A 25,506-nucleotide genomic window follows, 5' to 3' on the forward strand; every position below is an offset into this window, starting at 1 on the left:
CCATGGGCCTGCTGACACTGATCCATCTGATCAGCATCCCGGTGACCAACACCTCGGTCAATCCGGCGCGCAGCACGGCGGTGGCGGTGTTCGTGGGTGACTGGGCGCTGGCGCAGCTGTGGTTATTCTGGGTGGCGCCGCTGATCGGTGGTGTGCTGGGTGCGCTTGTCTACCGCCTGATCGGAAGCGCTCGACCGGTGGGCGAGCAGGCGACCTGAGGTGACTTGAGCAAGACGCAGGAAACCGGCCCGGCCATCGCCGGGCCGACCTGCATGGTGGTGGCTTGCAGGCGAATTTCGCTTTGCCGCATACTGCTTGGCGGACACCACGCCGAGCGCGGGGAATGGCGCTTCAGCGCGGCTCCCTGCGCTCCCGGCGTCGACACTACAAGCTTCAGGAGCTCGCCCCATGGAACGTCGTTCCTTCCTCAGGACAGCCGGCCTCGGCGCCGCCGGCGTGGCCGCCGCCCCCTTCGTCAATACCGCCAGCGCACAGGAAACCATCACCTGGAACATGGTGACGTCCTGGCCCAAGAACTTTCCGGCCCTCGGCACCGGAGCCAACGATCTGGCAGCGCGTATCGAGCGGATGTCCGGCGGACGCATGAAGGTCAGGGTCCATGGTGCCGGCGAGATGGTACCGCCGATGGAGGTCTTTGACGCCGTGTCCCAGGGAACCGCCGAGATGGGCCACTCCGCTTCCTACTACTGGCGGGGAAAGGTCGCGGCTTCTCAGTTCTTTACCGCCGTGCCCTTCGGCATGACCACCACCGAGACCAACGCCTGGCTGTACTACGGCGGCGGCCAGGAGCTGTGGGACGAGCTCTACGCCGACCACAACCTCAAGCCTTTCGCGGTGGGTAACACCGGCACCCAGATGGCTGGCTGGTTCAAGAAGGAAATCAACTCGCTCGAGGATATGCAGGGCCTCAAGCTGCGTCTGCCAGGGCTCGCCGGCGAGGCGATGGCCGGGATCGGCGTGACCACCCTGACCATACCGGGTAGCGAGATCTTCACCTCCCTGCAGACCGGCGTGCTCGATGCCGCCGACTGGGTGGGGCCCTACAATGATCTGGCCTTTGGTCTGCATCAGGTGGCTGACTACTACTACACCTCGGCCTGGAATGAACCCAGCGCGGTGCTGGAGGGCACGGTCAACCTGGATGCCTGGAATGCGCTGCCCGATGACCTCAAGGCGGTGGTCAATGAAGCCGCCAAGGCCTCCAACCTGGCCATGATCAGCGAATTTGCCTTCCGCAACGCCGAGGCCCTGGACGCCCTGGTCAACGAGCATGGCGTCAAGCTGCGCTCGTTTCCGGAGGAAGTACTGGCGGCCCTGCATGACTCCTCGCAGCAGGTGCTGCAGAAGCAGGTCGATAACGACGAGGCGTCGGCGCGGATCTACGAGTCCTATCGCAATTTCCAGCGCCAGGTACGCAAGTTCTCTGACGTCGGTGAGTTCGCCTACCTGAAGGCCCGCGATAGCGTGCTTGGCCAAGGCGAGTCCTGACGCCAGACGAGGCTCAAAAGTGGTGGCACAGACCCGGCGGTGACGGGCCTGGCGAGGTGATGAAGGCTAGCGACGGAAAACCAGGCGCGCCGCGGGCGCGCCTCTCTTGAAGGGCTATCTTGCAGGTCTAGTTCGCAGGACTAGCTTGCAGGTCTAGCTCGCACCTCTCTCTTGCCGGCCGCGTTCCCAGCTCTTGCTGAGGTATCGCTCAGGCGTCGGATCGGACGCCACGTATACGCCCGTTGTCATCCAGTGCCACCATCACATGGCGGGCCTCGGTGACCTTGTGCAGGTCGGCGTCTTCGGCGTCCTGGAGGGACCGGATCCAGACCTCCACGTCGATCTTGATGGAACTGTGGCCGATATCGCGCACCTCGGTGTAGACGCAGACCAGCGAGCCGACTCGTACCGGGCACAGAAAGTCCATGCCTTCGATGGCGACGGTGGCGGTACGTCCCATCGCCTCGCGGCTGGCGGTCCATTCCGCGGCCTGATCCATCAGGCTAACCAGCCAGCCTGCCGGGATATCGCCGTGGGCATTGGTATGCTGTCGTGTCGCGGCCAGCTGGAGCGTCAGCTGTCCCTTTGGCACGGGAACGTCATCGAGTTCTGTCATCATGGTGGGCGGCGCCTGGTCGTGGATGTTGTTGTGTCGTCATGGTACCCACCCGGGTCAGTCTTTCTCTACCGTTGGTGTCATGAAACGCCCAGGGGAGCGCATGTCTAGGTTGTCGCGTTGCATAGGTGCGCTCAAGCGCACGCTGTTGGCTCCCAGCCGGGGGCCGAGAACGCTGTCGATAGCGGTGTCGGGCGAAGCGCCGGCAGCGGTGTCGAGAGTGGCGCCGGGAGCAGTGTCGAGAGTGGCGTCGAGGCTGGTCTCGGGCCTGGTGCTTTCCGCCATGCTGGTGTCGGCGAAGGTTGCCGCCCATGACGTGGCCGGCTCTCTCGATGCGATAGGCTCGGATACCATGGCGGAGTTGATGCTGCGTTGGGGCGAGCAGTTCGAAGAACAGCGACCGGGGGTCAGGCTGCAGCTTCAGGTGGCCGGTTCGGCCAGTGCACCGCCTGCCCTGATCGCCGGCACCACCCTGCTGGGCCCCATGTCCAGACCCATGCAGGAGGACGAGTCCGCGGCCTTTATCGAGCGCCATGGCTACGCGCCAACGCCGGTGGTGGTCGGCAAGGATGCCCTGGTGGTGGTGGTCAATCGCCACAACCCCTTGTCTCGACTGTCTCGAGCAGAGCTCGATGCGATCTTTTCCGACACCCTCGCGTGCGGTGCCAGCGAGAGCATCGAGCGCTGGCAGCAGCTTGGGCTCGAGCGCCCGGGGGGCACCATCCACCTGTATGGCCGCAACGCTGTCTCCGGCACCCATGGATTGTTTCGTCGCCGCGCCCTGTGTGACGGCGAATTCAAGGTATCGGTCATGGTGTCGGCTGGCTCTGCCGCCGTGGTGGCCGCCGTGGGTGACGATCCCGCAGGCATCGGTTACGCCGGCCTGAATCACTTGAATGCGGACGTCAAGGCGGTAGCGATCGGCAACGCCGAAGGCGGGATTCTTCCGCGCCGACAATCGCTGCGAAGCGGCGGCTATCCGTTGTCACGGGACCTGTTGATCTACGTCAATCGCCCCCCCGAGGGCGAGCTTCCCGACGTCGAACGGGCCTTTCTCGACATGGTGCTGTCACCCTCGGGTCAACGGGTGGTCAAGGAACTGGGTTTCGTGGCGCTGCCGCCGTCTGTGCTGGCCGCTCAGCGACATGCCCTGGGGCTGGCTGAACTGCCACGGGACGGGCCTTGAGAGATGCCAGGCCTCGGCCGGGTTGTCATCTGGGTGTCATGAAGTTGTCGTAATCTTTCGCTATATACCGATGGCCCAAGATCAATGTCTGACCCTTCTCCGATAACCTCACTGCACCAGACGAGACAGCGACGTGACCGCCTGGCGACCATGCTGATCACGGCCGGAGGGGTTGGCGTGCTGTTGGCGGTGGTCGCCATTGCGGTATTTCTGCTGGTCGAGGTGCTGCCGCTGTTCTGGCCGGATGGCGCTAGCTTTCCGCTGGAGGCGCTGTGGTCATCGCCAGACGTGAGCGGCGAGCCCGAATATCGCTGGCTGCCCCATCGGCTGGATGACGCCGCGGTGCCCCAGGCGAGCCTGGCCCCGCTGTTGTGGGGCACCCTGGAAGCGGCCGCCTGGGCGTTGGTGGTGGCGATTCCCCTGGCCCTGGGTGCTGCGGCGCACTCCAGCCTGTACATGTCTCCCGGCCTGCGCGCACGGCTCAAGCCGACGCTGGAGCTGATGGAGGCGATGCCCAGCGTGGTGCTGGGGTTTATCGCCGGTCTGGCGCTGGGGCCCTGGGTCGAACGTCACCTGGCGCAGTCGCTGTCGATTGTGGTGGTGCTGCCCGCGGCGGTGGTGCTGCTGGCGTTGGGCTACCGGTGGCTGCCCGATCGGCTGAAGGCTGCCCTGACGTTACGCTGGGCGGCCCTGTGGTTGATACCCTGCCTGTTGCTGCTGGTGTGGCTGGCGATGAGCGTGGCGCCGATGTGGGAAGGATGGTGGTTCGATGGCGACCTGCGCCTGTGGGTCGAGGAGTCCTGGGGGCTCGACGTGCAGGCACGCAACGCCTTGATCGTCGGGCTGGCCATGGGTTTTGCCGTGATTCCCGGCATCTACGCGCTTGCCGAGGATGCGCTGAGCGATGTGCCTCGGGAGTTGGCCGAAGGCGCCCAGGCCATGGGTGCGACCCGCTGGCAGACGCTCACCCGGGTGATGCTGCCGGTGGCGCTGCCCGGTGTCTTTTCGGCGATCATGATCGGCGCCGGGCGCGCCGTGGGCGAGACCATGATCGTGCTGATGGCCAGCGGCAACAGCGCGCTGATGACGGCGAGCCCGCTGGATGGCTTGAGGTCGCTGGCCTCGAGCATCGCCATCGAACTGCCGGAAGCCGCACCCGGGGGCAGCCACTATCGGCTGCTGCTGCTGGCGGCGCTGGCCCTGTTTGCCTTCACCTTTCTGGTCAACACCCTGGCCGAGGTGGTGCGTGCCCGCCTGAAGCGTCGTTTTACCCGGCGTAAGGGGGACGCATGAAGATTCCCGGCCACACCGCGGTGGGCATGCCCGGCAAGCGGCGCACTCGAGAGGGCCCCTGGGCCTGGTTGGCAGCGGCCTCGGTGGCGCTGTCGCTGATCATGCTGGGGGCCTTGCTGGTGCTGTTGAGCGTCAAGGGCCTGTCCAATTTCTGGCCAGCGACGGTCCACCAGTTGACCCTGAAGAGCGGTGAGACGGTGATAGGGGTTCCCCTGGCGACCCGCGAACTACCCTCCGGGCAGGGGCTGGAGCGGCGCTATCTGACCGCCAATCGTGATGACGGCGGTGGCATCTGGCGGTGGCTCGCCAATGACCAGATCACCGAAGACACCACGCCGGAGGATCTGGTGGTGCTGGAGCGGCGCCACTGGGGCACCTTTCTGGGGCGTCTGGTGGCCTTGCAGTCAGGTGATCAGCGCTTGACCGGTCCGGATGCCTGGACGGTGCTCGAGTCCCGGCTGAAGGAGATCAATGCCCTGCGCGACGAACGTCGGCGTCTGACCCACGACGAGATATTACCGCTGATCCGCAGCATGGAAGACCAGGATGGCCACCGCTCGGAGGATCGACGTCTGGCCGACCTGCAGCGCCGGGCCAGTGAGCTTCAGCAGCGCATGCAGGGTGACCTGGTGGTGCTCGAGAATGGTCAGGGGCGTCGTCAGGAACAAGCCCTTGCCGAGACACTCGAGGCCTGGCGCCCCAACGCCATGGCCTGGCATGAAAAACTCGGCCACTGGGTGCGGGAGCTGTGGCAGTTTCTGTCCCAGGGGCCACGCGACGCCAATACCGCTGGTGGCGTCTGGCCGGCGATCTTCGGCACCATCCTGATGGTGCTGTTGATGTCGATTCTGGTAACGCCCTTTGGGGTGCTGGCGGCGGTCTACCTCAATGAGGTCGCCCACCAGGGGCGATTGACCCGACTGGTCCGGATCGGCGTGCGCAATCTGGCCGGGGTGCCGTCCATCGTCTACGGCGTGTTCGGCCTGGGGGTCTTCGTCTATGGCATCGGCGGCAGCATCGATCGCTGGTTCTTCGAATCGACGCTGCCCTCGCCGACCTTCGGCACCGGCGGACTGCTGTGGGCCTCGCTGACCCTGGCGCTGTTGACCTTGCCGGTGGTGATCGTGGCCACCGAAGAAGGTCTGTCGCGGATCCCGCTGCACCAGCGTGAAGGCGCCCTGGCGCTTGGGGCCACGCGCTTCGAGACCTTGACGCGGGTGGTGCTGCCGATGGCCACGCCGGCGATGCTGACCGGCCTGATCCTGGCGGTGGCCCGGGCCGCCGGCGAGGTGGCGCCGCTGATGCTGGTCGGGGTCGCCAAGCTGGCGCCGCAGGTGCCGCTGGACGGGGAGTTCCCCTTCCTCCACCTTGAAAGGAAGTTCATGCACCTGGGGTATCACATCTATGACGCGGCCTTTCACTCCAGCGATGTCCAGGCGGCGATGCCGCTGGTGTATGCCACAGCGCTATTGCTGGTCACGGTGATTCTGGTGCTTAACCTGACTGCAATATTCATGCGTCACTATTTGCGTAAGCGTCATGGTGCCCCGGTGCGCCGATGATGCAGGGAGAGGCAATGTCCATCGATGGCGAGCTGCCCAAGCGTCAGCTGGCCCAGGCAAGACTGGGAAATCGACGCGGGGCGGTCATGGAGTTTTCCGCGGCCGATACCTGCCTGGATATCCAGGGTTTGACCCTGGCCTATGGCGGCAAGACGGCGCTCAAGGATCTGACCCTGCGCATTCCACGCCATCGGGTCACGGCCTTTATCGGGCCGTCGGGCTGCGGCAAGTCGACGCTGTTGCGCGCCTTGAATCGTCTGCACGACCTTAATGAGGACGTCAGTCGTCACGGCCAGATTCATCTGGACGGCCACGATATCCATGACCCCAGGGTGGCGGTGGCCGAGCTCAGGCGTCGGGTGGGCATGGTGTTTCAGGCACCGAACCCCTTCCCCATGTCTATCTACGACAACGTCGCCTTTGGCCTGCGTCTGCAGGGAGGCTTGAGCAAGCGCCGCATCGACGATGTGGTCGAATGGGCACTGAAGTCGGCGGCGCTGTGGGACGAGGTCAAGGGGCGTCTACGGGCGTCGGCCTGGTCGCTCTCGGGAGGCCAGCAGCAGCGTCTGGTCATCGCCCGGACCCTGGCGGTGGAACCCGAGGTGCTGTTGCTCGACGAGCCGGCCTCGGCCCTGGATCCGATCTCGACGCTGAAGATCGAGGAGCTGATTCGCACACTCAAGCCGCATCTGACCCTGGTGCTGGTGACCCACAACATGCAGCAGGCGGCGCGGGTGTCGGACTATACGGCGTTTTTGCACAACGGTGAGCTGGTGGAGTACGGCCCGACCGACACCCTGTTCACGCATCCGCGCCTGAGGCGCACCGAAAACTACATCACTGGACGCATGGTGGGCTAGCGTCCCGTCCCATGCTTCTTCAGGAGACCTTCATGGATATCACCAGCGATACCCACAGCCAGCACATCTCGAGGCAGTTCAATCATGAGCTCGAGGAACTCAAGACCCACCTGATGGCCATGGGTGGCCTGGTGGAAAAGCAGGTGCAGGATGCCGTCAGTTCGTTGCTCGACGCCGACTCTGCACTGGCCTCTCGTGTGGTCGACAACGACCGCGCGGTCAATGACATGCAGGTCAAGATCGACGACGAGTGCACCCGCGTGCTGGCACGCCGTCAGCCGGCGGCCTCTGACCTGCGACTGGTACTGGCGGTGATTCGTGCGGCGTCGGATCTCGAGCGTATCGGTGATGAGGCCAGCAAGATCGCGCGCAACGCCATCGAACTGGTCGACGGCAACAACGGCACCCGCGGCTTCGTCGAGGTGCGCAATATCAGCGAGCACGTGCGCCACATGATGCGTGACGCCCTGACCTCCTTCGCGCGTTTCGACACCGAGCTGGCGATGCAGGTGGTGCAGGAAGACGAGCGGGTCGACAGCGAGTACCAGAGCGCCATGCGTTCGCTGATGACCTTCATGATGGAAGATGCGCGTTCGATCTCTCCGGTACTGGGCATCATGTGGATCCTGCGCGCGCTGGAGCGTGTCGGCGATCACGCCAACAACCTGGCCGAGTACGTCATCTATCTGGTCAAGGGCCTTGATATCCGTCACATCGCCCCTGACGACCTCAACCAGGAACTGCTCGACGACAGCAGCACGTCTTGACCTCGACGCCCTGAGCGGCGTCAATAGGCCGGCCCCGTCAGGGTCGTTGCCTGCACTCTGAGCATCGGGCCATCGTCGAGACGATGGCCCGATGTCGTTGGGGCACTGTCATCTTCAGCCACTGCCAAGGATCGATGTCATGCTGAATGCCCTCGAGGCGGTCCGCCGCGGAACCCGCCTGGTCTATAGCCAGGGCCTGCGTCGTTATGTGTTTCTTCCCATTCTGGTCAACCTGCTGGTCTACGCCGGCATGCTCAGCTACGTGCTCGGTGAGTTCGGTGGCTGGCTCGATAGCTGGATGGCCATGGTGCCGAGCTGGCTGGAATGGCTCGACTGGCTGATCTGGCCGTTGTTTGTGGTCAGCCTCGGGCTGATCGTGTTCTTCAGCTTTACCCTGGTTACCCACCTGATCGCCGCCCCCTTCTACGGCTTCCTGGCGGCCCGGGCCGAGGTCGAGCTGACCGGCCGCGAGCCCATCGACGACCGGGGCTGGCTCAAGACCGGTCTCGACGCCCTGGGCAGGGAGCTGTTGAAGCTGGCCTATATCCTGCCGCGCATGATCGGGCTGTTTATCCTGAGCTGGATTCCGGTGGTCAACCTGATCGCGCCGCTGTTGTGGGCGGCCTTCAGCGCCTGGGTCATGGCGATCACCTACCTCGACTACCCGATGGATAACAACAAGGTCAGCTTCGCCGATATGCGCAAGCGCCTGTCGGCGCGCTGGTGGCCGAGTCTCAGCTTCGGTGGCCTGGTGACCTTGATCACCTGGATCCCGCTGGCCAACCTGTTTCTGATCCCCGGGGCCGTGGCCGGCGCGGTGCTGATGTGGGATCAGCACTATCGGCAGTTGCCGGTGGTAAGGCGTTGATAGGCACTGTCGGCGCTGTTGTCGATGGTTGTACGGCGTTGAGCATCGCTGTCGATGGACGTGCGGCGTCAAAAGGGGATAGCAGGGAGTGGCCATGACAGCGCTGTTGCCAAGTCTTTTGCTCTATATCGCGGCGGCGCTGGCCGAGATCGCCGGCTGCTTTGCGGTGTGGCGCTGGTGGCGAGATGACGCCTCGGCATGGTGGCTGCTGCCCGCGGTGGCGAGTCTGGTGGCCTTCGCCTGGCTGCTCAGTCAGATCGATGCCGACTACGCCGGGCGTGCCTTTGCCGCTTACGGGGGCGTCTACATCGTGGCGTCGCTGGGCTGGCTGTGGTGGGTCGAGCAGCGCCTGCCGGATCGCTGGGACCTGATCGGGGGAGTGCTGTGTCTGGTGGGTGCCGCGGTCATCCTGCTGGGGCCCAGGAGCTGATGGGAGCACGCCCTGTTCGTCCTGGCGGGGCCTAGGCGCTGTCCGAAAAGTCGACGAGCGAAGGTTAGACAAGGCAAAAATCGGTGAGAAAGCGCAGTTTACGGGGTGTAAATGAGCATTTTGATCCGATTTTTAACGCCGTATTACCGAGCGCAGGCACTTTTCAGACAAGCCCTAGTGCACAGCGCCGGCGCGGCCGAGCGCTACCGGGTCGGCCGCTGCCAGCCGGCTCGAGGGAAAGATGCAGCGGAAGGTTGCGCCCTCGCCGAGCCGGGAGTCGATATCCAGGCGTGCCTCGTGGCGCAGCAGCACATGCTTGACGATGGCAAGCCCCAGGCCGGTACCACCGGTGGCGGTGCTGCGGCCCTTGTCGACCCGGTAGAAGCGTTCGGTAAGGCGTGGCAGGTGCCTCGGATCGATGCCTTCGCCGTCGTCTTCCACCTCGAGGCAGGCGCCTTCGCCGTAGGCACGCCAGCGTAGCGTGATATGGGCGCCGTCACCGGCGTAGCGCACCGCATTGAAGGCCAGGTTGGAGACCGCGCTGTGCATCTCCTTCTCGCTGCCGGTGAGACTGCGCGATTCTTCGACGACGACCTCGATCTGCTGGCGGCCGCCTGACAATGCCTCGGCGTCGCGCTTGACCGCCTGCAGCAGGGTGGTGGGGTCGAGGCGAACGTGGTCGCTGCCGCCCTGGTCGTTCTCGAGTCGTGACAGCAGCAGCAGGTCGTTGACCAGATTCTGCATGCGGCGCGTCTGGCTCTGCATCTGGGCGACCCCCTTGCCCAGGCGCTCCGGCAGCATGCCGGCCATGTCGCTGTAGGTCTCCAGGTAGCCGGTGAGCACGGTCAACGGCGTGCGCAGCTCGTGGGAGACGTTGGCGACGAAGTCGCGGCGCATCTGTTCCAGGCGATGCAGACGGGTGATATCGCGGGCCATGACCAGGCGTTCATCGTCACCGTACAGGGTGATCTGGAACTGCAGGATCATGTTCTCGTCGATGGGGGAGGGCAGGCTCAGCGGTTCGCGGTAGTCACGGGCATTGAAGTAGCCGACGAAGCGCGGGTCGCGCAGCAGGTTGGTGATGTGCTGGCCGCGGTCCAGCGCCGGCTTCAGGCCGAGCATGCGCTCGGCAGAGCTGTTCCACCACTCCAGGTCGCCGTGGCGATCGAGCATCACCACGCTGTCGCGCATTGCCTCGGACGACTCCTGGATGCGCTGGAGGGTCGAGCGCAGGCGGCGCTGGGTGATCCGCTGGCCTTTCTGGTAGCGATAGAGGCGATCGAACAGCTCGCCCCACAGGCCACTGGCGGTGGGAGGTTCCTGCTGGGGGCGGTGGGTCAGCCAGTCGTGCATCGCGTGCAGGTTGCGCAGGTGATAGCTGAGCCCAAGCGCCAGGCCCAGGCCGATGCCTACGCTGGACAGCGAGAAGGGCCAGCCCAGCAAGGCGCCGAGACCCACCAGCACGGCCAGGCGCCAGACTTCTCGTCTCCACAGACGACCCACGTCAGTTCTCGGCTCCGTTCACCTCATCCCTCCTGGTGCTGCGTTGCGTCGATGGCTCGCTCAGACCTTGGCCGAAAAGCGATAACCGGTACCGCGTACGGTCTGGATCAGTTGCTGATGGGGTTCCCCCAGGGCCTTGCGCAGGCGGCGGATATGCACGTCGACGGTACGTTCTTCCACGTAGACGTTGCCACCCCAGACCTGATCGAGCAACTGGCCACGGGTGTAGGCGCGCTCCTGGTGGGTCATGAAGAACTGCAGCAGGCGATATTCGGTGGGGCCCATGTCCAGTGACTTGCCGTCGACGCTGACGCGATGGCTGACCGGGTCGAGCTTGAGGCCTTCCACCTCCACCGGGTCCTCGACGCCCCGCGGAGTGGCGCGTCGCAGCACTGCCTTGAGTCGGGCTACCAGTTCTCGCGGCGAGAATGGCTTGGTGATGTAGTCGTCGGCGCCGGCTTCGAGGCCCTGGATCTTGTTGTCCTCCTCACCCTTGGCGGTGAGCAGGATGATCGGCAGCTCTGCGGTGGTTTCCTCGCGCTTGAGCCGGCGGGCCAGTTCGATGCCGCTGGTACCCGGCATCATCCAGTCCAGCAGCAGCAGGTCTGGCTGGTCATCGACGATGATGGCGTGGGCGGCCTGAGCATTGTCCGCCTCGAGCACCCGGTAGTCGGCCATTTCCAGCGCCACCGCGATCATTTCGCGGATCGGGGCTTCGTCATCGACGATCAGTACGGTCTTGGCGGTCATCCCGGGAGCCTCTTGGTCAGGGTCTTACACTCGACGGTGACAAATGACACCACGTCAATGTGACAATTAGATGACATTGTATCCATTGTCGAGCGACCGAGACGGGCATTTCCCTCACCCGAGGGAGGGATAGAGGCTCAGTCCGAGTCCGGCGAACAGCAATAGGCCCGACCAGTGGTTGTTGAGAAAGGCCTGGAAGCAACGGTCGCGGTCACGGCTCTTGATCAGCCGCTGCTGGTGGACAAAGGTCGCGCCCATGGCCAGCCAGCCGAGCCAGAAGAAGCCGCCCAGCGCCAGCAGGCTGCCGGCCCAGGCCAGCAGCCCCAGGGTGGCCAGCTGCAATAGCGCAATGATCCGGGTATCCCAGCGACCGAACAGCACCGCGGTGGACTTGATGCCGATCTTGAGGTCGTCGTCGCGGTCGACCATGGCGTATTCGGTGTCGTAGGCCACCGTCCACAGCACGTTGGCGGTAAACAGCAGCCAGGCGACCATCGGGACTTCGCCGAGCACCGCGCCGAAGGCCATCGGAATGGCCCAGGAGAAGGCTGCGCCCAGCACCACCTGGGGGAAGTGGGTGTAGCGCTTCATGAAGGGATAGCTGGCGGCCAGCACCGCTCCGATCAACGACAGCCACACGGTAAAGCCGTTGGTCAGCCAGACCAGCGCGAAGGCCGATCCCAGCAGGCACACGAACAGCACCTTGGCCTCCCGCTCACTGATGCGGCCGGTGGCCAGCGGTCGGTTCTTGGTGCGTTTGACGTGGCCATCGAAGTGGCGATCGGCGTAGTCGTTGACCACGCAGCCCGCCGCCCGCATCAGGTAGACGCCGGCGACGAAGATCAGCAGGGTGTCACGGCCCGGAATGCCCTCGGAGGCCACCCACAGCGCCCACAGGGTCGGCCACATCAACAGCCAGGTACCGATGGGGCGGTCCAGACGCATCAGCGCCAGAAAGTCGGGAATTCGGTTCAGGTATCCAGGGGGACGCAGCAGCGAACGATCCATCGGTCTCTCTCATGCTCTGGCGCAGGTCAGGCGAAAATGAGGCGTTAGCCGGGCAACAGTCGCTCCTCGGAGAAACATCGCCGAGAAGCCTTGGCGCAGCCTAGCGCGAGCCGACCGCCATGACCAGCCAGGCGGCTCGCTCCGAAGGTGGCGACGGAAGGGCGATGGCGGGGTGACGGCCGGTGAGCGACAGCTAGTCAGCCGGTGGCAGAGGCCGACAGCGACAACGCCCGGCCCATGGCCGGCATAAAGCTCTCCTGCACCAGCAGCACCCAGCCGCTGTGACGAAATACCGAGCGGCGTTGCCACAGCCCGGCATAGCCGTGGATCGGCCTGGTGTTACGGCCGATCTGAATGGCGCTGCGCTCGAGATCGGGCTGGCGAAACAGCCAGCTGCCGAGAGAGGTCTCGCCGAGGCCTTCGAAGGGAGCGTCGTGACGCTCGACGATCGGTGCCACGCTGCGCGCCACCACCCAGGGCTCCTCGTCCACGCACAGGGCGACCTCGCGCAGCCAGGCCTGCTCGTCGCTGGCCAGACCCAGCACGTGGGCCTCGTCAGGCCACGGCAGGCCCTTGGCCTCCGCCAGCAGGCGTACGCGAAAGTGCCCGGCGCCTGCCGCCTCGATCAGGCGTTCGGTCAGGGAGTCCCGCGAGGCCAGCCAGGCGTGCCAGCCAGCGGGCACCTCGATGCCACCGGAGGCCAGCGACACCCAGCCGGGGTCGACGATATCGGCCGCGTCGGCATTCGGCGAAGAGGCTGTGGCTGGCGCGGGATTACCCGGTTCGGACCCCGAGCGCTCGATCTGGGAGCGGAATGTGGAAGGAAGCTGTGTCATGCGGCCTCGGCAGGGCTGTCGTCACCGGAGGGCGGTGCTCCGGTCGGTCGGCACATAGTGTACCATGTGGCCCAGCACTCACCCGCTGGTGTGGCCCCGTGCGGGCCGGCCCAGCTTCAACAGCGACCGCCCGGCGGTCGTCGGCAGAGTCGAAGGAAGCGATGCAAGGACCCTTGACCATCATCGGTACCGGCATGGCGGGCATAGGCCTGGCACGCCAGGTGCGGGCGCTGGACGCCCACCGACCGATCACCCTGATCAGCGCCGACTCAGGCGATGACTATTCCAAACCGCTGCTGTCCACCGGCTTCGCCAAGGGCCTGGCGGCGGATCGGCTGGCCGCGCGCTCGGCGCTGGAACTGGCCGATCAACTGGGCGCGGTGGTACGTCCCCACACCAGGGTCGATGCCATCGATCTGGCGTCGCGCACCCTGAGCCTGGGCCAGGAACGCCTGCCCTGGTCGGATCTGGTGATTGCCACCGGTGCCAGCCCCGTGGCGCCCTTCGAGATTCCCGATGCCCTGGCCGGACGGGTGTTCTCGATCAATGATCTCGACGACTATCGGCGTTTTTCGGCAGGCCTCGAGGCGCTGGGGCGCCCGGCTCGGGTGGCCATCGTCGGCCTCGGACTGGTCGGCTGTGAATTTGCCAACGATCTGCACGCCGGTGGTCATCGCGTCTGCCTGGTCGGCCCTGAACCCTCGTTGCTGCCCAGGTTGCTGCCCCGGCGGTTGGGTCAGACCCTGAGCCAGGCCTTCATCGAGGCCGGCATCGACGTCATCCATGGCCGTCTGGTGAGCAGGCTCGAAGGTGCCGGTGGTGACATCGGTGTGCACCTCGATGACGGCCATGAGCTGGAGGCGGATATGGTGCTGGTGGCCACCGGTCTGAAGCCGCGCTCTCGGCTGGCGCGAGAGGCCGGTATCGCGACAGATAATGATGCCATCGCCGTCGATCGCTACCTTAAAAGCTCCGATCCTCGTGTTCATGCGCTGGGTGATGTGGCCTCGGTGGACGGTGTCAATGTCATGTACGTGCAGCCGCTGCAGGCTTCGGCCAAGGCGCTGGCTGCGACCCTGTGCGGTCGTCCCACCCAGGTGCGTTACGGGCCCTGGCCGGTGCTGGTCAAGACGCCGCTGCTGCCGGTGGTGGCGCTGCCGCCGATGAACGACAAGGTGCATTGGCGAATCGAGGCCGACGGCGAGGATATCAGCGCCCTGGCCGAGGATGACGAAGGGCGTCTGCAGGGCTTTGCGTTGACGGGAAAATGCGTTCGTCGGAAAGTCGAACTGGCGCGGGCGGCACCGCCGTTGCTAGGCTAGGTTCGTCAACGGCGCGGGTTGTACGCGATACAGCCGTCGTTGAAGGTGCCACCGAGGCAGGGCAATTCTATCGGGGACGACCGCCACGACGTGTGGCTGGCCGGTGTCGTATCGCCGGTTTCGTACCGATGGAAGAGGCAAGGTCCCGTCGGCGGTGGCTCTCGCTAGTCGAAAGACAGTCAGGAAGCGCTGAGCGCACCGTGATGTTCATCGTCGTGGTCAACGATCCTGTTGTCACGGCGCAGGGCCGGGGACTGCCCGTGTGGACACTCGGACAGTGTTTCCATAACAATGATGCCGGTGTCACGGCACCGGAGTATCAAGCCAAACCAGGAGGGCTGTATGCGCAAGCCAGAACTCGCCGCGGCGATTGCCGAGCGTGCCGATCTATCCAAGGACAAGGCCAGCCAGGTGTTGAACGTCATCCTCGACGAAATCACCGGTAGCGTGTCTTCCGGCCAGGACGTGTCGTTGATCGGCTTCGGCACCTTCACCGTGCGCGAGCGTGCCGCCCGCACCGGCAAGAACCCTCAGACGGGCCAGCCGCTGAAGATTCCCGCCAGCAAGACAGTCGCCTTCAAGCCCGGCAAGGGGCTCAAGGACGCAGTCGCCCGCTGAGGTGACGACTACCACCGCCTGTCCTCCAGGCGGTGGATCGATATCGCGGCCCGGTAGCGGGCCGCGCCTACCCGTCGACCGGTGAGGCAACATGACCCTGAGACTGATGCTGTGGCTGCTGGGCGTCATGCTCAAGCGGGCCTTCAAGCGCAAGGCGCGATTCCGCGAACGTCTGCAAGACCGGGGTGGGCTCGACTGGGGCATCGCCACCGAAGATCTGTCCATCGCGCGCCACTATCGCATGCGTCCCACGGGGATCGAGAGTCAGCGCGGACTGCCAGTGGATCTCGATCTGGAACTACGCTTCCAGGACAGTCAGACCGCGATCAAGGTACTCCGGCGCCCCTCCCAGCGCACCTTCCTCGATGCCATGATGGCCGGCCAGCTTCGACTGGTGGGCGACGCCCAGGATCTTGATCGGCTGCAGCGCCTGCTCAAGCACCTGTGACGCACACCTGATTCATACCCGGCCCACGCCTGGCCCACACCCGGTTCACACCTGGCCATAGCGGCCGGCTTCCTCGCCCAGCCAGCGCCTGATCAGTGGCCTGCTGGCCTCCGCTGCCTGCTCGAGCAGGGCATCGGCCAGTGGAGTGATGCGCGGCAACAGGTCGGCATCGCGCTCCAGGTCGGCGATCTTCATCTGGGCCAGCCCCGTCTGGCGGGTGCCCAGCACCTCTCCGGGGCCACGAATCTCGAGGTCCCTCTCGGCGATGCGGAAGCCGTCGGTGGTCTCGCGCATGACCGACAGGCGCTGTTTGGAAGACTCCGACAGCGGCGGATGGTAGAGCAGCACGCAGTAGCTCTCGGTACTGCCGCGCCCCACCCGGCCACGCAGCTGATGCAGCTGCGATAGCCCCAGACGTTCGGGGTTCTCGATGATCATCAGGCTGGCGTTGGGCACGTCGACACCGACCTCGATGACCGTAGTGGCAACCAGCAGGTCCAGCTCGCCGCTCTTGAAGGCGGCCATCGTCTCGGCCTTCTCGGCCGCCTTCATGCGCCCATGGACCAGGCCGACGGCCAGGCCCGGCAGAGCCTCGGTCAGCTCCTCGTGGGTCACCTCGGCGGCCTGGCAGGTCATCGCCTCGGACTCCTCGATCAGGGTGCAGACCCAGTAGGCCTGGCGGCCCTCGTCGCAGGCCGAGCGGATGCGCTGAATCACCTCGGGCCGGCGTTCGTCCGGCACCACAGCGGTGGTCACCGGGGTACGCCCGGGCGGCAGCTCATCGATCACCGAGACGTCCAGGTCGGCGTAGGCGCTCATCGCCAGGGTGCGAGGAATCGGGGTGGCGGTCATCACCAGCTGATGGGGCGTCAGCCCGCCCTGTTCGCCCTTCTCGCGTAGCGCCAGACGCTGATGCACGCCAAAACGGTGCTGTTCGTCGATGATCGCCAGGCCCAGACGAGAGAACACCACATCATCCTGGAAGATGGCGTGGGTGCCGACGATCATGCGCGCTCGACCGTCGGCGATGGCGGCCTTGGTGTCCAGGCGCGCCTTGCCCTTGAGCTTGCCCGACAGCCAGGCCACGTCGATGTCCAGCGGCGCAAACCAGTCGCGGAAGGCGCGGTAATGCTGCTCGGCCAGCAGTTCGGTGGGGGCCATGATGGCGGCCTGGCAGCCGCCGGCGATGGCCGTCAGTGCCGCCATCGCCGCCACCACGGTCTTGCCCGAACCGACGTCGCCCTGGACCAGGCGCAGCATTGGCGCGGGCCTGGCCAGGTCGGCTCCGATCTCGTCGAGCACGCGACGCTGGGCGCCGGTCAACGAAAACGGCAGCTGGGCCAGAAAGCGAGTCTTCAGGCTTCGACCGCTGGGCAGCTCCGGCGCGCCGTCCGACTGAATGCGCAGGCGCACCTCGCGCAGGCTCAACTGGTGGGCCAGCAGCTCTTCCATGGCCAATCGCCGGGTGGCCGGGTGATGCCCGTCGCTTAGCGCCTCGACGTCGCTGTCGGGGGGCGGATGGTGCAGGGTGGCGAGGCTATCGTGCAGCGAGGCCAGGCCGAAGCGCTGACGCAGGTTTTCCGGCAGGTAGTCCGGCAGCGCCTCGGGGGTCTCTTCGAGCAGCGTCATGGCCTGGTCGATCAGCGCCCGCAGACGTGCCTGGGCAAGCCCCTCGGTGGTGGGGTAGATCGGTGTCAGGTGGTCTTCCACCGGCGGTTCACTGCCACCGATCAGACGATATTCCGGGTGGTAGATCTCCAGACCGGTCGCGCCGGCGCGGGCCTCGCCAAAGGCGCGCACCCGCACGCCGGGGCGAAACTGCTGCTGCTGCGCCGGCGAGAAGTGGAAGAAGCGCAGGCTGAGGATGCCGCTGCCGTCACGTAGTCGTACCAGCAGGCTGCGGCGGCGACCGCGGACCACGTCGGCGGCGGATACCTCACCCTCGACCACCGCCTCGTGTCCCCCTCGCAGGGTGGCGATAGGGGTGATCCGGGTGCGGTCCTGGTAGCGCAACGGCAGGTGAAACAGCAGGTCCTCGATTCGCTCCACCTTGAGCCGGGCCAGCTTCAGGGCCAGCGCCTCGCCGACCCCCTTGAGCGTCGTGACCGGGTCCGCCAGCCCGCTCACGGAGTCTCCGATTCGGCGGCGCGGCAGCGCGCGATGGCTTCGGTCACCGCATCGATGGCCTTGGGCCGGGGAAAGCTGGCGCGCCAGGCGATCGCCACGGTACGTCCGGGGGGGTCTGTGAAGGGGCGGCTGATCAGCATGCCGCTCTCGTAGTGGCTGGTGCCGATGGCCGAGCGTGGCAGCACCGTGATGCCGAGTCCCGAGGCCACCATATGGCGGATGGTCTCGAGCGATCCGCCTTCGGCGGTGAGGGTATTGTTGGGGCTGTTGAGCTTGTGGCTGATCGCCGGGCAGGCCTCGAGGATCTGGTCGCGGAAGCAGTGGCCTTCGCCCAGCAACAGCAGGCGTTCATCGAGAAGGTCTTCCTTGGCGATGGTCTCGCGCTCGGCCCAGGGATGCTCCGCTGGCAGCAGCACCTCGAAGTCTTCCTTGTAGAGCGGCTTGGTGACGACGTCGGTCTCGGTGAACGGCAGCGCCACGATGATGGCGTCGAGCTCGCCATTTCTGAGCTTGCGGCGCAGCCCGCCGGTAAAGCCTTCCTCGATGTACAGCGGCATCTGGGGCGCGCCGCGGGTCAGCTCCGGGATCAGGTGCGGGAACAGATAGGGCCCGATGGTATAGATCGCACCGATACGCAAGGGGCTTGCCAACTGGTCCCGGCCGGCGGTGGCCAGTTCCTTGATGGCGCTGCTTTGCTCCAGTACGCGCTGGGCCTGTTCGACGATCTTTTCGCCGAGGGGTGTGACCTGTACCGTGGACTTGGAGCGCTCGAACAGGGCAACCTCCAGCTCCTCTTCCAGCTTCTTCACCGCCACCGAGAGGGTCGGCTGGGAGACGAAACAGCGCTCGGCGGCGCGGCCAAAGTGGCGCTCCTGAGCCAAGGTTACGATATAGCGGAGTTCTGTTAGAGTCATGATGGTGCCGATCGGCATCCTCTATCCGGGGTATTGATCGAGGCGCCAGACGCTGGACGCGCGGGTCTCCGGGCCGGAGCCTCATAGGGATTTTATATCAGGGGGACGCGGTAAAGGTGAAGACAACGACACTGATTGTTGGTTGTGGCGACATTGGCATAACGCTGGGACGCGAGCTGCTCGCCAGTGGACACCGGGTGATCGGCGCGCGTCGCCGGCCCGAGCGCCTGGCGGATTCGGGTATCGAAGGCGTCAAGGTCGATCTTGCCGACCCCGAGACGCTGGCTGAACTGCCCGATGCCGACATCCTGGTCTACGTGGTCAGCGCCGACCGCTTCGAGGAGGAAGCCTATCGCGCCGCCTACCCCGAGGGCCTGAAGGCGGTACTGGCGACCATGGCCACCCGTGACAAGGCGCCTCGCCACGTGTTCTTCGTGTCCTCCACCAGCGTCTACGCCCAGCGTGACGGCGAGGTGGTGGACGAGACCAGCCCGGCTGAACCCACCGGTTTCTCCGGTGTGCTGATGCGAGAGGCCGAGCAGGCGTTGATCGAACATGATCTGCCTGGCAGCGTGGTGCGTTTCTCCGGCATCTACGGCCCTGGGCGTGATCGCCTGATCCGCCAGGTGGGCGAGGGCCGCATCGCGCCGGCGTCGCCGACAATGTACTCCAACCGTATCCACCGCGATGACTGCGCCGGGGTGCTGGCCCATCTGATCGGCAAGGCGCTGGAGGGAGCCACCCTCGAGCCTCTGTACCTGGCCAGTGACACCGAGCCGGCCCCACTCAACGAGGTAATGACCTGGCTGGCGAAACAGCTCAAGGTGGAATGTACCGAAACCATCCAGTCACCGCTGCGTCGCAGGGCCAGCAAGCGCTGCGACTCCAGCTTGTTGATCGACAGCGGGTATCGCTTCCGTTACCCGACCTTCCGCGACGGCTATACCCAGGTGCTGAAGGAAGGCGGTTTTCTCAAGGCTGGCGTGGTGGAGTAAGGCTGGCGTCGAGCACCGGATCGACGAGGGTTTCAAAAGGACCGACAGCGCAAGGTCCGACAGCGCATGGCCGGCAATGGAAAACTGCCGGCCAGTTAGCAGAAAAAGCCCGCAACAAGGTTGCGGGCTTTTTCTTATCGACTTTTTCTTGCGGACAGTTTTTGCGGTAGTGGCAACGCGGAGGCGATCGCTGGCTCCGTCTTGTTCAGGACGAACGGGGAGTCACCGTTAAAAATGGCATGACAAGATAGTGCAGCGCACGTCTTGTCCGATAAAAGCGTATTCGCTTTTGTGTCGCGAGTGCGCCGAATGCATCGCCAGGGTCTGACCCTTGTCGGTCACATCCCGCAAGGCTTCAGTAGGCAAGGCGCCAGTTGAGCGCATACAGCTCGAAGCCATCGTTGGGCTCCTTGATACTGGCGTTGGAGTAGTGGGTGGCACTGATCGACAGATCCCCGTAGGGGCCCATCCGTAGACCCAGGGCGAGACGATCCTCGAACTGGAAGGAGCTCCCCAGATCCCGGTCCTCGATATGGGTATCGATAAAGGCCGAGGCACCGATGCCGCCTTCCACGAAGACGTGGTCCCAGCTGTAGCGCAGCGCAGGACGCAGGTAGAAGGCCTGGTTGGCGCTACGGTCGTCGCCTTCGAACAGGATCACCCCGGTGCCCAGGCGCAGGTCCAGTGAGGGGTGGTAGCGACTCAGGTCGAAGGTCCAGTCGTAGCCCAGATCCAGTGCCCCGGTGCCCTCGCTGGTGGAGCCGAGGCCGAGGGTGGGGCCTGCCGTGGCGGTAGAGGCGAGTCCCATGAGCAGGCAGCAGGCCAGCGGGCGGGCGAGTGAGGTAGTCATGGCGATTCCCCTATCCTTGTTGTGTCCTCGGGTCGTGAATCCGGCTGGCCCGAGCGCTGTTCGTTATTGTCTTTTGCAAATGGCTTTCGACACTGGCATTCGCACTCGTGCCACTGTCGCGTCTTGCCCGGATATCGTTGACGTTGCTGTGCTGTAATACGCTAGTCCCGGGTCCCACCATCGTTCGTGATTCAGGTCACATTCTTCTGCATAGCTGTGAGGTTTCTGCACAGCGGAAAAGCTCTTGTCGATGGGCCAACCCCAGGTAGATCGGTCAACAGGCAGACCCTCCGGGTGTACGAAAGGTGGTGTTCCTGTGCCTGGCCGGAGCCTACGCTCAAGGGTGCCACTATCGGTCAGATGGCAGAGCTACCTATACCGAGTTATCGACTGGTTGCGAGCGTGGTATATCGGCTGCCTTCATGACTAATTGATGACTGTATTAGTTGAATTGAAGTATAAGGCCAGCAGAAATAATCTTCTGATAAAGGTTGTGCTGATTGAGTCATCGCACTACGCAGTAACGATACATGGGGACGAAATTGCTGCGGTTGGTGGGGCAGGCCCCATCGGGTGAGCTGTCGCGACAGGTCGCTCTGCAGCTTGAGAAGGGAATCGGGGGGAGAGGAAGGACCGATCCAGACGATGCCGGGCCGGTGGAAGTAGCCTACGTGGTCGAGGGTCAGCCGACCGGGCGCACAGGGGTAGCGCTGGACCCAGCGACGCAGCTTCAAGGCGGTGGTGTCGCTCTGCTCACCGAGGAAGGCCAGCGTCAGATGAAGGTTGTCGTCGGGGATGCGGCGCCCGCCCAGTTCGGCGTGCAGCCGGTCGGCCAGCCCGCCGAGACGTTGGCGCAGCGCAGTCGGCGGTGTGAGCGCAAGAAACAGTCGCATCCCCGGGTTGCCCAGGCAGGGAGCGAGGCCGGAAATCCAGACGCCTCGGACCCTGACCTCAGGCTCCGTCCATCAGTCGCCGATGACCATCACCGCCTCGGCTTCGAACTGGGCGCCCTTGGGCAGGGCCTTGACGCCGACCGCGGCACGCGCCGGGTACGGCTTGGTGAAGACCTCTTCCATCACCTTGTTGACGGTGGCGAAGTTGTCCAGGTCGACCAGGTAGAGGTTGAGCTTGACGATGTCCTGCAGCGAGCCTGCGGCCTCTTCACACACCGCCTTGAGGTTGGTGAAGACCTGGCGCGCCTGGGCCTCGAAGTCGTCGGAAACCAGCTCCATGGTGGCCGGGTCCAGCGGAATCTGGCCAGACATGTAGACGGTGTTGCCGGCCTTGATGGCCTGGGCGTAGGGGCCGATGGCGGCGGGCGCCTGGTCGGTGTTGATGACAGCCTTGTTGCTCATTGTTGACTCCTGATGTCGTGTCAGCGGCAAATAGCAACACCACCACCAGGGCCGTCATCGGGATGACGGCCCTGGCGTCGGGGCTCAATTGCCAAGTCGAGAGATCTTGCCGATATGCGAAAGGTTACGCAGTCGTTTGATGATGCGTGCCAGATGGGTCCGATTACGCACAGAAAGTGTCAGATTGACGATCGAGAGACGGGCGTCACGCTCCTCGATGCCGATGCGCTCGATATTGGCGTCGGCGTCGGTGATCAGGCCGGCCAGCTCGGCAACCAGGCCGCGACGACTCTCGACCTCGAGGCGCAGCGCCACGGGGAAGTCCTCGTCGATGGTGTCCGACCAGTTGAGCGTCAGCAGCTTCTCCGGGTCGCTCTTCAATTCCTGCAGGTTGCGGCACTCGGAGCGGTGTACCACGATGCCTTTGCCCACCGACAGATGGCCGATGATCGGGTCTCCCGGCAGCGGGTGGCAGCAGCGGGCAAACTTGATCACCATGCCTTCGACGCCGCTGATGGTGACCCTGGAGCTGTCCTCGGCGGCCTCGCTATGGGAGATTCGCTCGCCACGGTGCAGTTCCACCAGACGACGGGCGATCACCTGGGTCATGCGATTGCCAAGGCCAATGGCTTCGAGCAGGGCGGATTCGCTCTGCAGCTCCATCTCCTTGAGCAGCCGTGCCATGACGTCTTCGCCGACGTCCTCCAGATGCACGCCAAACTCGCCCAGCGCCTTGGTCAGCAGGCGGCGTCCCAGCTGTACCGCTTCGGTATGCTGCTGATGCTTGAGCGCATGGCGGATGGCCGAACGCGCCTTGGCGGTAACGACGAAATTGAGCCAGGCGAGGTTCGGCTTGCCGCCCGGAGAGGTGATGATCTCCAGCGTCTGGCCGCTCTCCAGGCGCGATGACAGCGGGGCCAGATGGCGGTCGATACGACAGGCGATGCAGGTGTTGCCGATCTCGGTGTGCACGGCGTAGGCGAAGTCGATCACGGTGGCGCCCTGCGGCAGCTCCATGATGTCGCCTTTCGGCGTGAACACGTAGATATCATCGGGGAACAGGTCGTTCTTGACGTGTTCGATGAACTCCAGCGAATCGCCGGCATGGCGCTGCATCTCGAGCAGCCCCTTGACCCATTCCCGGGCCCTGGCGCGGCTGCCTTCGGCGATCGGGTGGGAGGTCTGCCCGGCCTTGTACAGCCAGTGGGCGGCGATACCGTTGTTGGCCATCGCTTCCATTTCCCGGGTACGGATCTGGACCTCGATGGGCATGCCGCTGTTGCCGAACAGGGTGGTATGCAGGCTCTGGTAGCCGTTGGCCTTGGGGATGGCGATGTAGTCCTTGAAGCGCCCCGGGACCGGCTTGTAGAGATTGTGCACCATGCCGAGGATGCGATAGCAGCTGTCGACGTCGTCGGCGATGATGCGAAAGCCGAACACGTCCATGATTTCGGCGAAGGACTTACGCTGGTCGCGCATCTTGCGATAGATCGACAGCAGGTGCTTCTGGCGCCCGATCACCGTGCCCTTGAGCTCGTGCTCGTCGAGCCGGGTCTGCAGCGCATTCTGCACCTGACGGATGGCCGAGCGACGGTTGCCTCTGGCGCTGGCCACGGCGCGCTTGATGCGTTCGGCGCGCATCGGGTGGATGGCCTGGAACGACAGGTCCTCCAGCTCGACCCTGATGGTATTGATGCCGAGGCGGCTGGCCACCCGGGCATAGATCTCGAGCGTCTCCCGAGCGATGCGGCGCTTCTTGTCCGGGCGCAGCGCGCCCAGGGTACGCATGTTGTGCAGCCGGTCGGCCAGCTTGACGATGATTACCCGGATATCCCGGGACATCGCCATGACCATCTTCTGGAAGTTTTCCGCCTGGGCGACGGCCTTGTCCTCGAAGGTGATCTGGGTGAGCTTCGAGACGCCGTCGACCAGTTCGGCCACGGCTTCGCCGAACTGCCCGGCGAGGGCATCCTTGGAGACCCCGGTATCCTCGATGACGTCGTGCAGCATGGCCGCCATCAGGCTCTGATGGTCCATGTGCATGTTGGCGAGGATGTTGGCCACCGCCAGCGGGTGGGTCACATAGGGTTCGCCGGAGCGACGACGCTGGCCGTCGTGGGCCTGTTCGGCATAATAGAAGGCACGCCTGACCTGCTGGATTTCCTCGGCGGGCAGATAGCCTCCGAGTCGGTCAGACAGATCGTCGATCGTGAACATGTGGCGTGCCCTGACTGCGTGATGAGAGGTCCGAAGGGCGACCCGCGGCCGCCTTCGGCACGATCATTCCTCGGAGGGCGAGGCCTGGTACTCGGGACGGAAGCGGCTGGGCGCCTCGACCGGCTCGTCCAGCACGCTGTGGTCGATCAGGCCCTCGGCGATCTCGCGCAGAGCCATGACCGTGGGCTTGTCGTTTTCCCAGGGAAGCAGCGCGTCGCGTGAGCCACGGGCCAGCTGCCGGGAGCGCTGGGTGGAAATCATCACCAGCTTGAAACGGTTCTCGACGTGTTCCAGACAATCTTCGACAGTAACTCGCGCCATTGGGCCCTTCCTGATCTGACAGACGGTGTGTCGGGCAGGTGCTGGCCTTTCGCGGTCGGCGAGACGGACTGTGCCCCCGTCGACGATTGCGCCCGGGGGTTGCACCTGCGAAGTGACAGGCTAGATTACTCGAGTCACGCCGCCTGTGACAAGACGCCGGGGTCTGGTTGCAGCGCCGAAAAGCGAGCCGTGGGAGGCGTGGGTTGCCCGCGCTCCTCGGCGACTTGCCTTTGATAGCGTGTTCTAGTCGGACAGAAGCGCCTCGAGCAGCGGGGCATGGCGCTGTCCAAGGCGCGGTGTGGCCAGGCGCTGGCTCACTACTAGGGCGCGCAGCTCGTCCAGTGCGGTGGTGAAGTCGTCGTTGATGACCAGGAAGTCGTATTCGCTGTAGTGGGACATTTCGCTGACCGCCTCACGCATGCGCGCGCTGACCACCTGATGGTCGTCGGTGCCGCGGCTCGACAGGCGGCGTTCAAGCTCTTCCCGTGAAGGCGGCAGGATGAACACCGAGACAGCCTCTGGCATCTGCTCGCGAACCTGGCGGGCGCCTTGCCAGTCGATCTCCAGAATCACGTCCTGACCGGCGGCCAGCAGTGTCTCCACGGCGCTGCGCGAGGTGCCGTAGCAGTTGTCGAAGACCCGAGCGTGCTCGAAGAAGTCACCCTGCTCGATCATCGCCTCGAAGGTGGCCATGTCGACGAAGTGGTAGTTCACGCCGTCGACCTCGCCCGGGCGCATGGGGCGGGTAGTGTGGGAGACCGAGACCTGAATGCCGTCGAGACCCTCGATCAATTCACGCACCAGGCTGGTCTTGCCGGCGCCGGAAGGGGCAGAAACGATAAACAGCGTACCTTGGGACATGGGCGGGGTCTTCACTTGGAGGCCTTGGGGATCGAGCGCCGTTCGCGGGCGACTTCGCGGGCGACAAGGTGGCGAAGTATGGCACAGTTGGGCCTGGGCCTGCATCCGCCCAGGCTGACCCGCGACGTCGCTCGGTGGGGCCATCGCTCCCCCTGGACTCTCCGTGAATTCCCCCTGAACTCCCGTGAAAAAGCGCCGTGGAGAGGGAAACGGGACCGCCTGGACGGGCGGCGAGATCGGAAAAAGGCAAGCCGATGGCGGCGGTGGATCCGGGGAGCGTCATTCAGCCG

The 25,506-nt window shown here is 64.8% G+C and carries 26 protein-coding genes; 13 read left to right on the plus strand and 13 right to left on the minus strand.

What is annotated here, in order from left to right; genetic code table 11:
• Nucleotides 1-2: 2 nt before the first annotated feature.
• Both C6W88_RS06960 and C6W88_RS06965 read left to right on the plus strand, forming a co-directional pair.
• Nucleotides 3-218 (plus strand): aquaporin, encoded by a 216-nt coding sequence (locus tag C6W88_RS06960; RefSeq protein ID WP_258183932.1) that lies wholly within the window; start codon nt 3-5, stop codon nt 216-218.
• 190 nt (nt 219-408) lie between these two features.
• Entirely contained in the window at nt 409-1,509 is a 1,101-nt protein-coding gene (locus tag C6W88_RS06965; protein ID WP_108131970.1) for a TRAP transporter substrate-binding protein, read from the plus strand.
• 208 nt (nt 1,510-1,717) lie between these two features.
• On the opposite strand, the gene C6W88_RS06970 is transcribed toward C6W88_RS06965, so the two are convergent.
• Nucleotides 1,718-2,125, minus strand: coding sequence for an acyl-CoA thioesterase (locus C6W88_RS06970; RefSeq protein ID WP_108132188.1), 408 nt, complete (start codon nt 2,123-2,125; stop codon nt 1,718-1,720).
• Between the two features lie 244 nt (nt 2,126-2,369).
• Between C6W88_RS06970 and C6W88_RS06980 the strand changes: the two genes are divergently transcribed.
• From C6W88_RS06980 to C6W88_RS07010, 7 genes are all read left to right on the plus strand, one after another.
• Nucleotides 2,370-3,311: a PstS family phosphate ABC transporter substrate-binding protein gene (locus C6W88_RS06980; protein ID WP_231498562.1), complete on the plus strand. Its 942-nt coding sequence runs from the start codon at nt 2,370-2,372 to the stop codon at nt 3,309-3,311.
• An 84-nt stretch (nt 3,312-3,395) separates the two neighbouring features.
• Nucleotides 3,396-4,604 (plus strand): ABC transporter permease subunit, encoded by a 1,209-nt coding sequence (locus tag C6W88_RS06985; protein WP_045994486.1) that lies wholly within the window; start codon nt 3,396-3,398, stop codon nt 4,602-4,604.
• Nucleotides 4,601-6,166: a phosphate ABC transporter permease PstA gene (pstA, locus tag C6W88_RS06990; protein ID WP_231498564.1), complete on the plus strand. Its 1,566-nt coding sequence runs from the start codon at nt 4,601-4,603 to the stop codon at nt 6,164-6,166. Before C6W88_RS06985 ends, pstA begins: the two co-directional genes overlap by 4 nt.
• An 86-nt stretch (nt 6,167-6,252) precedes the next feature.
• Nucleotides 6,253-7,026: a phosphate ABC transporter ATP-binding protein PstB gene (pstB, locus tag C6W88_RS06995; RefSeq protein ID WP_045994491.1), complete on the plus strand. Its 774-nt coding sequence runs from the start codon at nt 6,253-6,255 to the stop codon at nt 7,024-7,026.
• A gap of 32 nt (nt 7,027-7,058) precedes the next feature.
• A complete protein-coding gene (gene phoU / locus C6W88_RS07000; RefSeq protein ID WP_108131973.1) occupies nt 7,059-7,793 on the plus strand; it encodes a phosphate signaling complex protein PhoU in 735 nt (244 codons plus the stop codon).
• Between the two features lie 139 nt (nt 7,794-7,932).
• Complete coding sequence (gene cysZ, locus C6W88_RS07005; RefSeq protein ID WP_108131974.1) at nt 7,933-8,661, plus strand: sulfate transporter CysZ; 729 nt, start codon at nt 7,933-7,935, stop codon at nt 8,659-8,661.
• A 94-nt stretch (nt 8,662-8,755) separates the two neighbouring features.
• Nucleotides 8,756-9,091 carry a YnfA family protein gene (locus tag C6W88_RS07010; RefSeq protein WP_197037082.1) on the plus strand — a complete coding sequence of 112 codons (336 nt, stop codon included), beginning with the start codon at nt 8,756-8,758 and terminating at the stop codon, nt 9,089-9,091.
• 174 nt (nt 9,092-9,265) lie between these two features.
• Here C6W88_RS07010 and phoR read toward each other — a convergent pair whose 3' ends face one another.
• The 4 genes from phoR to C6W88_RS07030 all read right to left on the minus strand — a co-directional run bounded on the left by phoR (nt 9,266) and on the right by C6W88_RS07030 (nt 13,188).
• Complete coding sequence (gene phoR / locus C6W88_RS07015) at nt 9,266-10,594, minus strand: phosphate regulon sensor histidine kinase PhoR (RefSeq protein WP_045991648.1); 1,329 nt, start codon at nt 10,592-10,594, stop codon at nt 9,266-9,268.
• A 60-nt stretch (nt 10,595-10,654) separates the two neighbouring features.
• Nucleotides 10,655-11,344, minus strand: a complete 690-nt coding sequence (phoB, locus tag C6W88_RS07020) for a phosphate regulon transcriptional regulator PhoB (RefSeq protein ID WP_045991649.1) — start codon at nt 11,342-11,344, stop codon at nt 10,655-10,657.
• A gap of 114 nt (nt 11,345-11,458) precedes the next feature.
• Entirely contained in the window at nt 11,459-12,352 is an 894-nt protein-coding gene (ubiA, locus tag C6W88_RS07025; RefSeq protein ID WP_108131975.1) for a 4-hydroxybenzoate octaprenyltransferase, read from the minus strand.
• Between the two features lie 197 nt (nt 12,353-12,549).
• Nucleotides 12,550-13,188: a chorismate--pyruvate lyase family protein gene (locus C6W88_RS07030; protein WP_108131976.1), complete on the minus strand. Its 639-nt coding sequence runs from the start codon at nt 13,186-13,188 to the stop codon at nt 12,550-12,552.
• A gap of 161 nt (nt 13,189-13,349) precedes the next feature.
• On the opposite strand from C6W88_RS07030, the gene C6W88_RS07035 reads away from it, so the two are divergent.
• The 3 genes from C6W88_RS07035 to C6W88_RS07045 all read left to right on the plus strand — a co-directional run bounded on the left by C6W88_RS07035 (nt 13,350) and on the right by C6W88_RS07045 (nt 15,576).
• Nucleotides 13,350-14,510 carry an FAD-dependent oxidoreductase gene (locus C6W88_RS07035; RefSeq protein WP_108131977.1) on the plus strand — a complete coding sequence of 387 codons (1,161 nt, stop codon included), beginning with the start codon at nt 13,350-13,352 and terminating at the stop codon, nt 14,508-14,510.
• A 342-nt stretch (nt 14,511-14,852) separates the two neighbouring features.
• Nucleotides 14,853-15,128 carry an HU family DNA-binding protein gene (locus tag C6W88_RS07040; RefSeq protein WP_045991652.1) on the plus strand — a complete coding sequence of 92 codons (276 nt, stop codon included), beginning with the start codon at nt 14,853-14,855 and terminating at the stop codon, nt 15,126-15,128.
• Nucleotides 15,129-15,219: 91 nt separating this feature from the next.
• A complete protein-coding gene (locus C6W88_RS07045) occupies nt 15,220-15,576 on the plus strand; it encodes a hypothetical protein (RefSeq protein ID WP_045991653.1) in 357 nt (118 codons plus the stop codon).
• A 45-nt stretch (nt 15,577-15,621) separates the two neighbouring features.
• On the opposite strand, the gene recG is transcribed toward C6W88_RS07045, so the two are convergent.
• Together recG and C6W88_RS07055 are read right to left on the minus strand one after the other, a co-directional pair.
• A complete protein-coding gene (recG, locus tag C6W88_RS07050; RefSeq protein ID WP_045991654.1) occupies nt 15,622-17,703 on the minus strand; it encodes an ATP-dependent DNA helicase RecG in 2,082 nt (693 codons plus the stop codon).
• Complete coding sequence (locus C6W88_RS07055) at nt 17,700-18,617, minus strand: hydrogen peroxide-inducible genes activator (RefSeq protein ID WP_108132191.1); 918 nt, start codon at nt 18,615-18,617, stop codon at nt 17,700-17,702. The genes recG and C6W88_RS07055 overlap by 4 nt, the downstream gene beginning before the upstream one ends.
• A 116-nt stretch (nt 18,618-18,733) precedes the next feature.
• Here C6W88_RS07055 and C6W88_RS07060 point away from each other — a divergent pair, with 116 nt between their 5' ends.
• On the plus strand, nt 18,734-19,612 hold the full coding sequence (locus C6W88_RS07060; protein WP_108131978.1) for an SDR family oxidoreductase: 879 nt from the start codon (nt 18,734-18,736) through the stop codon (nt 19,610-19,612).
• Between the two features lie 355 nt (nt 19,613-19,967).
• Here the strand turns inward: C6W88_RS07060 and C6W88_RS07065 are convergent, their stop codons facing one another.
• From C6W88_RS07065 to gmk, 6 genes are all read right to left on the minus strand, one after another.
• Nucleotides 19,968-20,462: an acyloxyacyl hydrolase gene (locus C6W88_RS07065; protein ID WP_052704262.1), complete on the minus strand. Its 495-nt coding sequence runs from the start codon at nt 20,460-20,462 to the stop codon at nt 19,968-19,970.
• A 383-nt stretch (nt 20,463-20,845) separates the two neighbouring features.
• Nucleotides 20,846-21,355: an RNA 2',3'-cyclic phosphodiesterase gene (gene thpR, locus C6W88_RS07070; RefSeq protein WP_108131979.1), complete on the minus strand. Its 510-nt coding sequence runs from the start codon at nt 21,353-21,355 to the stop codon at nt 20,846-20,848.
• 72 nt (nt 21,356-21,427) lie between these two features.
• Nucleotides 21,428-21,817, minus strand: a complete 390-nt coding sequence (locus C6W88_RS07075) for a deaminase RidA (RefSeq protein WP_108131980.1) — start codon at nt 21,815-21,817, stop codon at nt 21,428-21,430.
• Between the two features lie 84 nt (nt 21,818-21,901).
• Nucleotides 21,902-24,034 (minus strand): RelA/SpoT family protein, encoded by a 2,133-nt coding sequence (locus tag C6W88_RS07080; RefSeq protein ID WP_045991657.1) that lies wholly within the window; start codon nt 24,032-24,034, stop codon nt 21,902-21,904.
• Between the two features lie 63 nt (nt 24,035-24,097).
• A complete protein-coding gene (gene rpoZ / locus C6W88_RS07085) occupies nt 24,098-24,355 on the minus strand; it encodes a DNA-directed RNA polymerase subunit omega (RefSeq protein WP_045991658.1) in 258 nt (85 codons plus the stop codon).
• 243 nt (nt 24,356-24,598) lie between these two features.
• On the minus strand, nt 24,599-25,216 hold the full coding sequence (gene gmk / locus C6W88_RS07090) for a guanylate kinase (RefSeq protein ID WP_045991659.1): 618 nt from the start codon (nt 25,214-25,216) through the stop codon (nt 24,599-24,601).
• Nucleotides 25,217-25,506: the final 290 nt, after the last annotated feature.

The sequence above is a fragment of the Halomonas litopenaei genome, assembly GCF_003045775.1.
GTDB classification, from domain to species: Bacteria; Pseudomonadota; Gammaproteobacteria; order Pseudomonadales; family Halomonadaceae; genus Halomonas; species Halomonas litopenaei.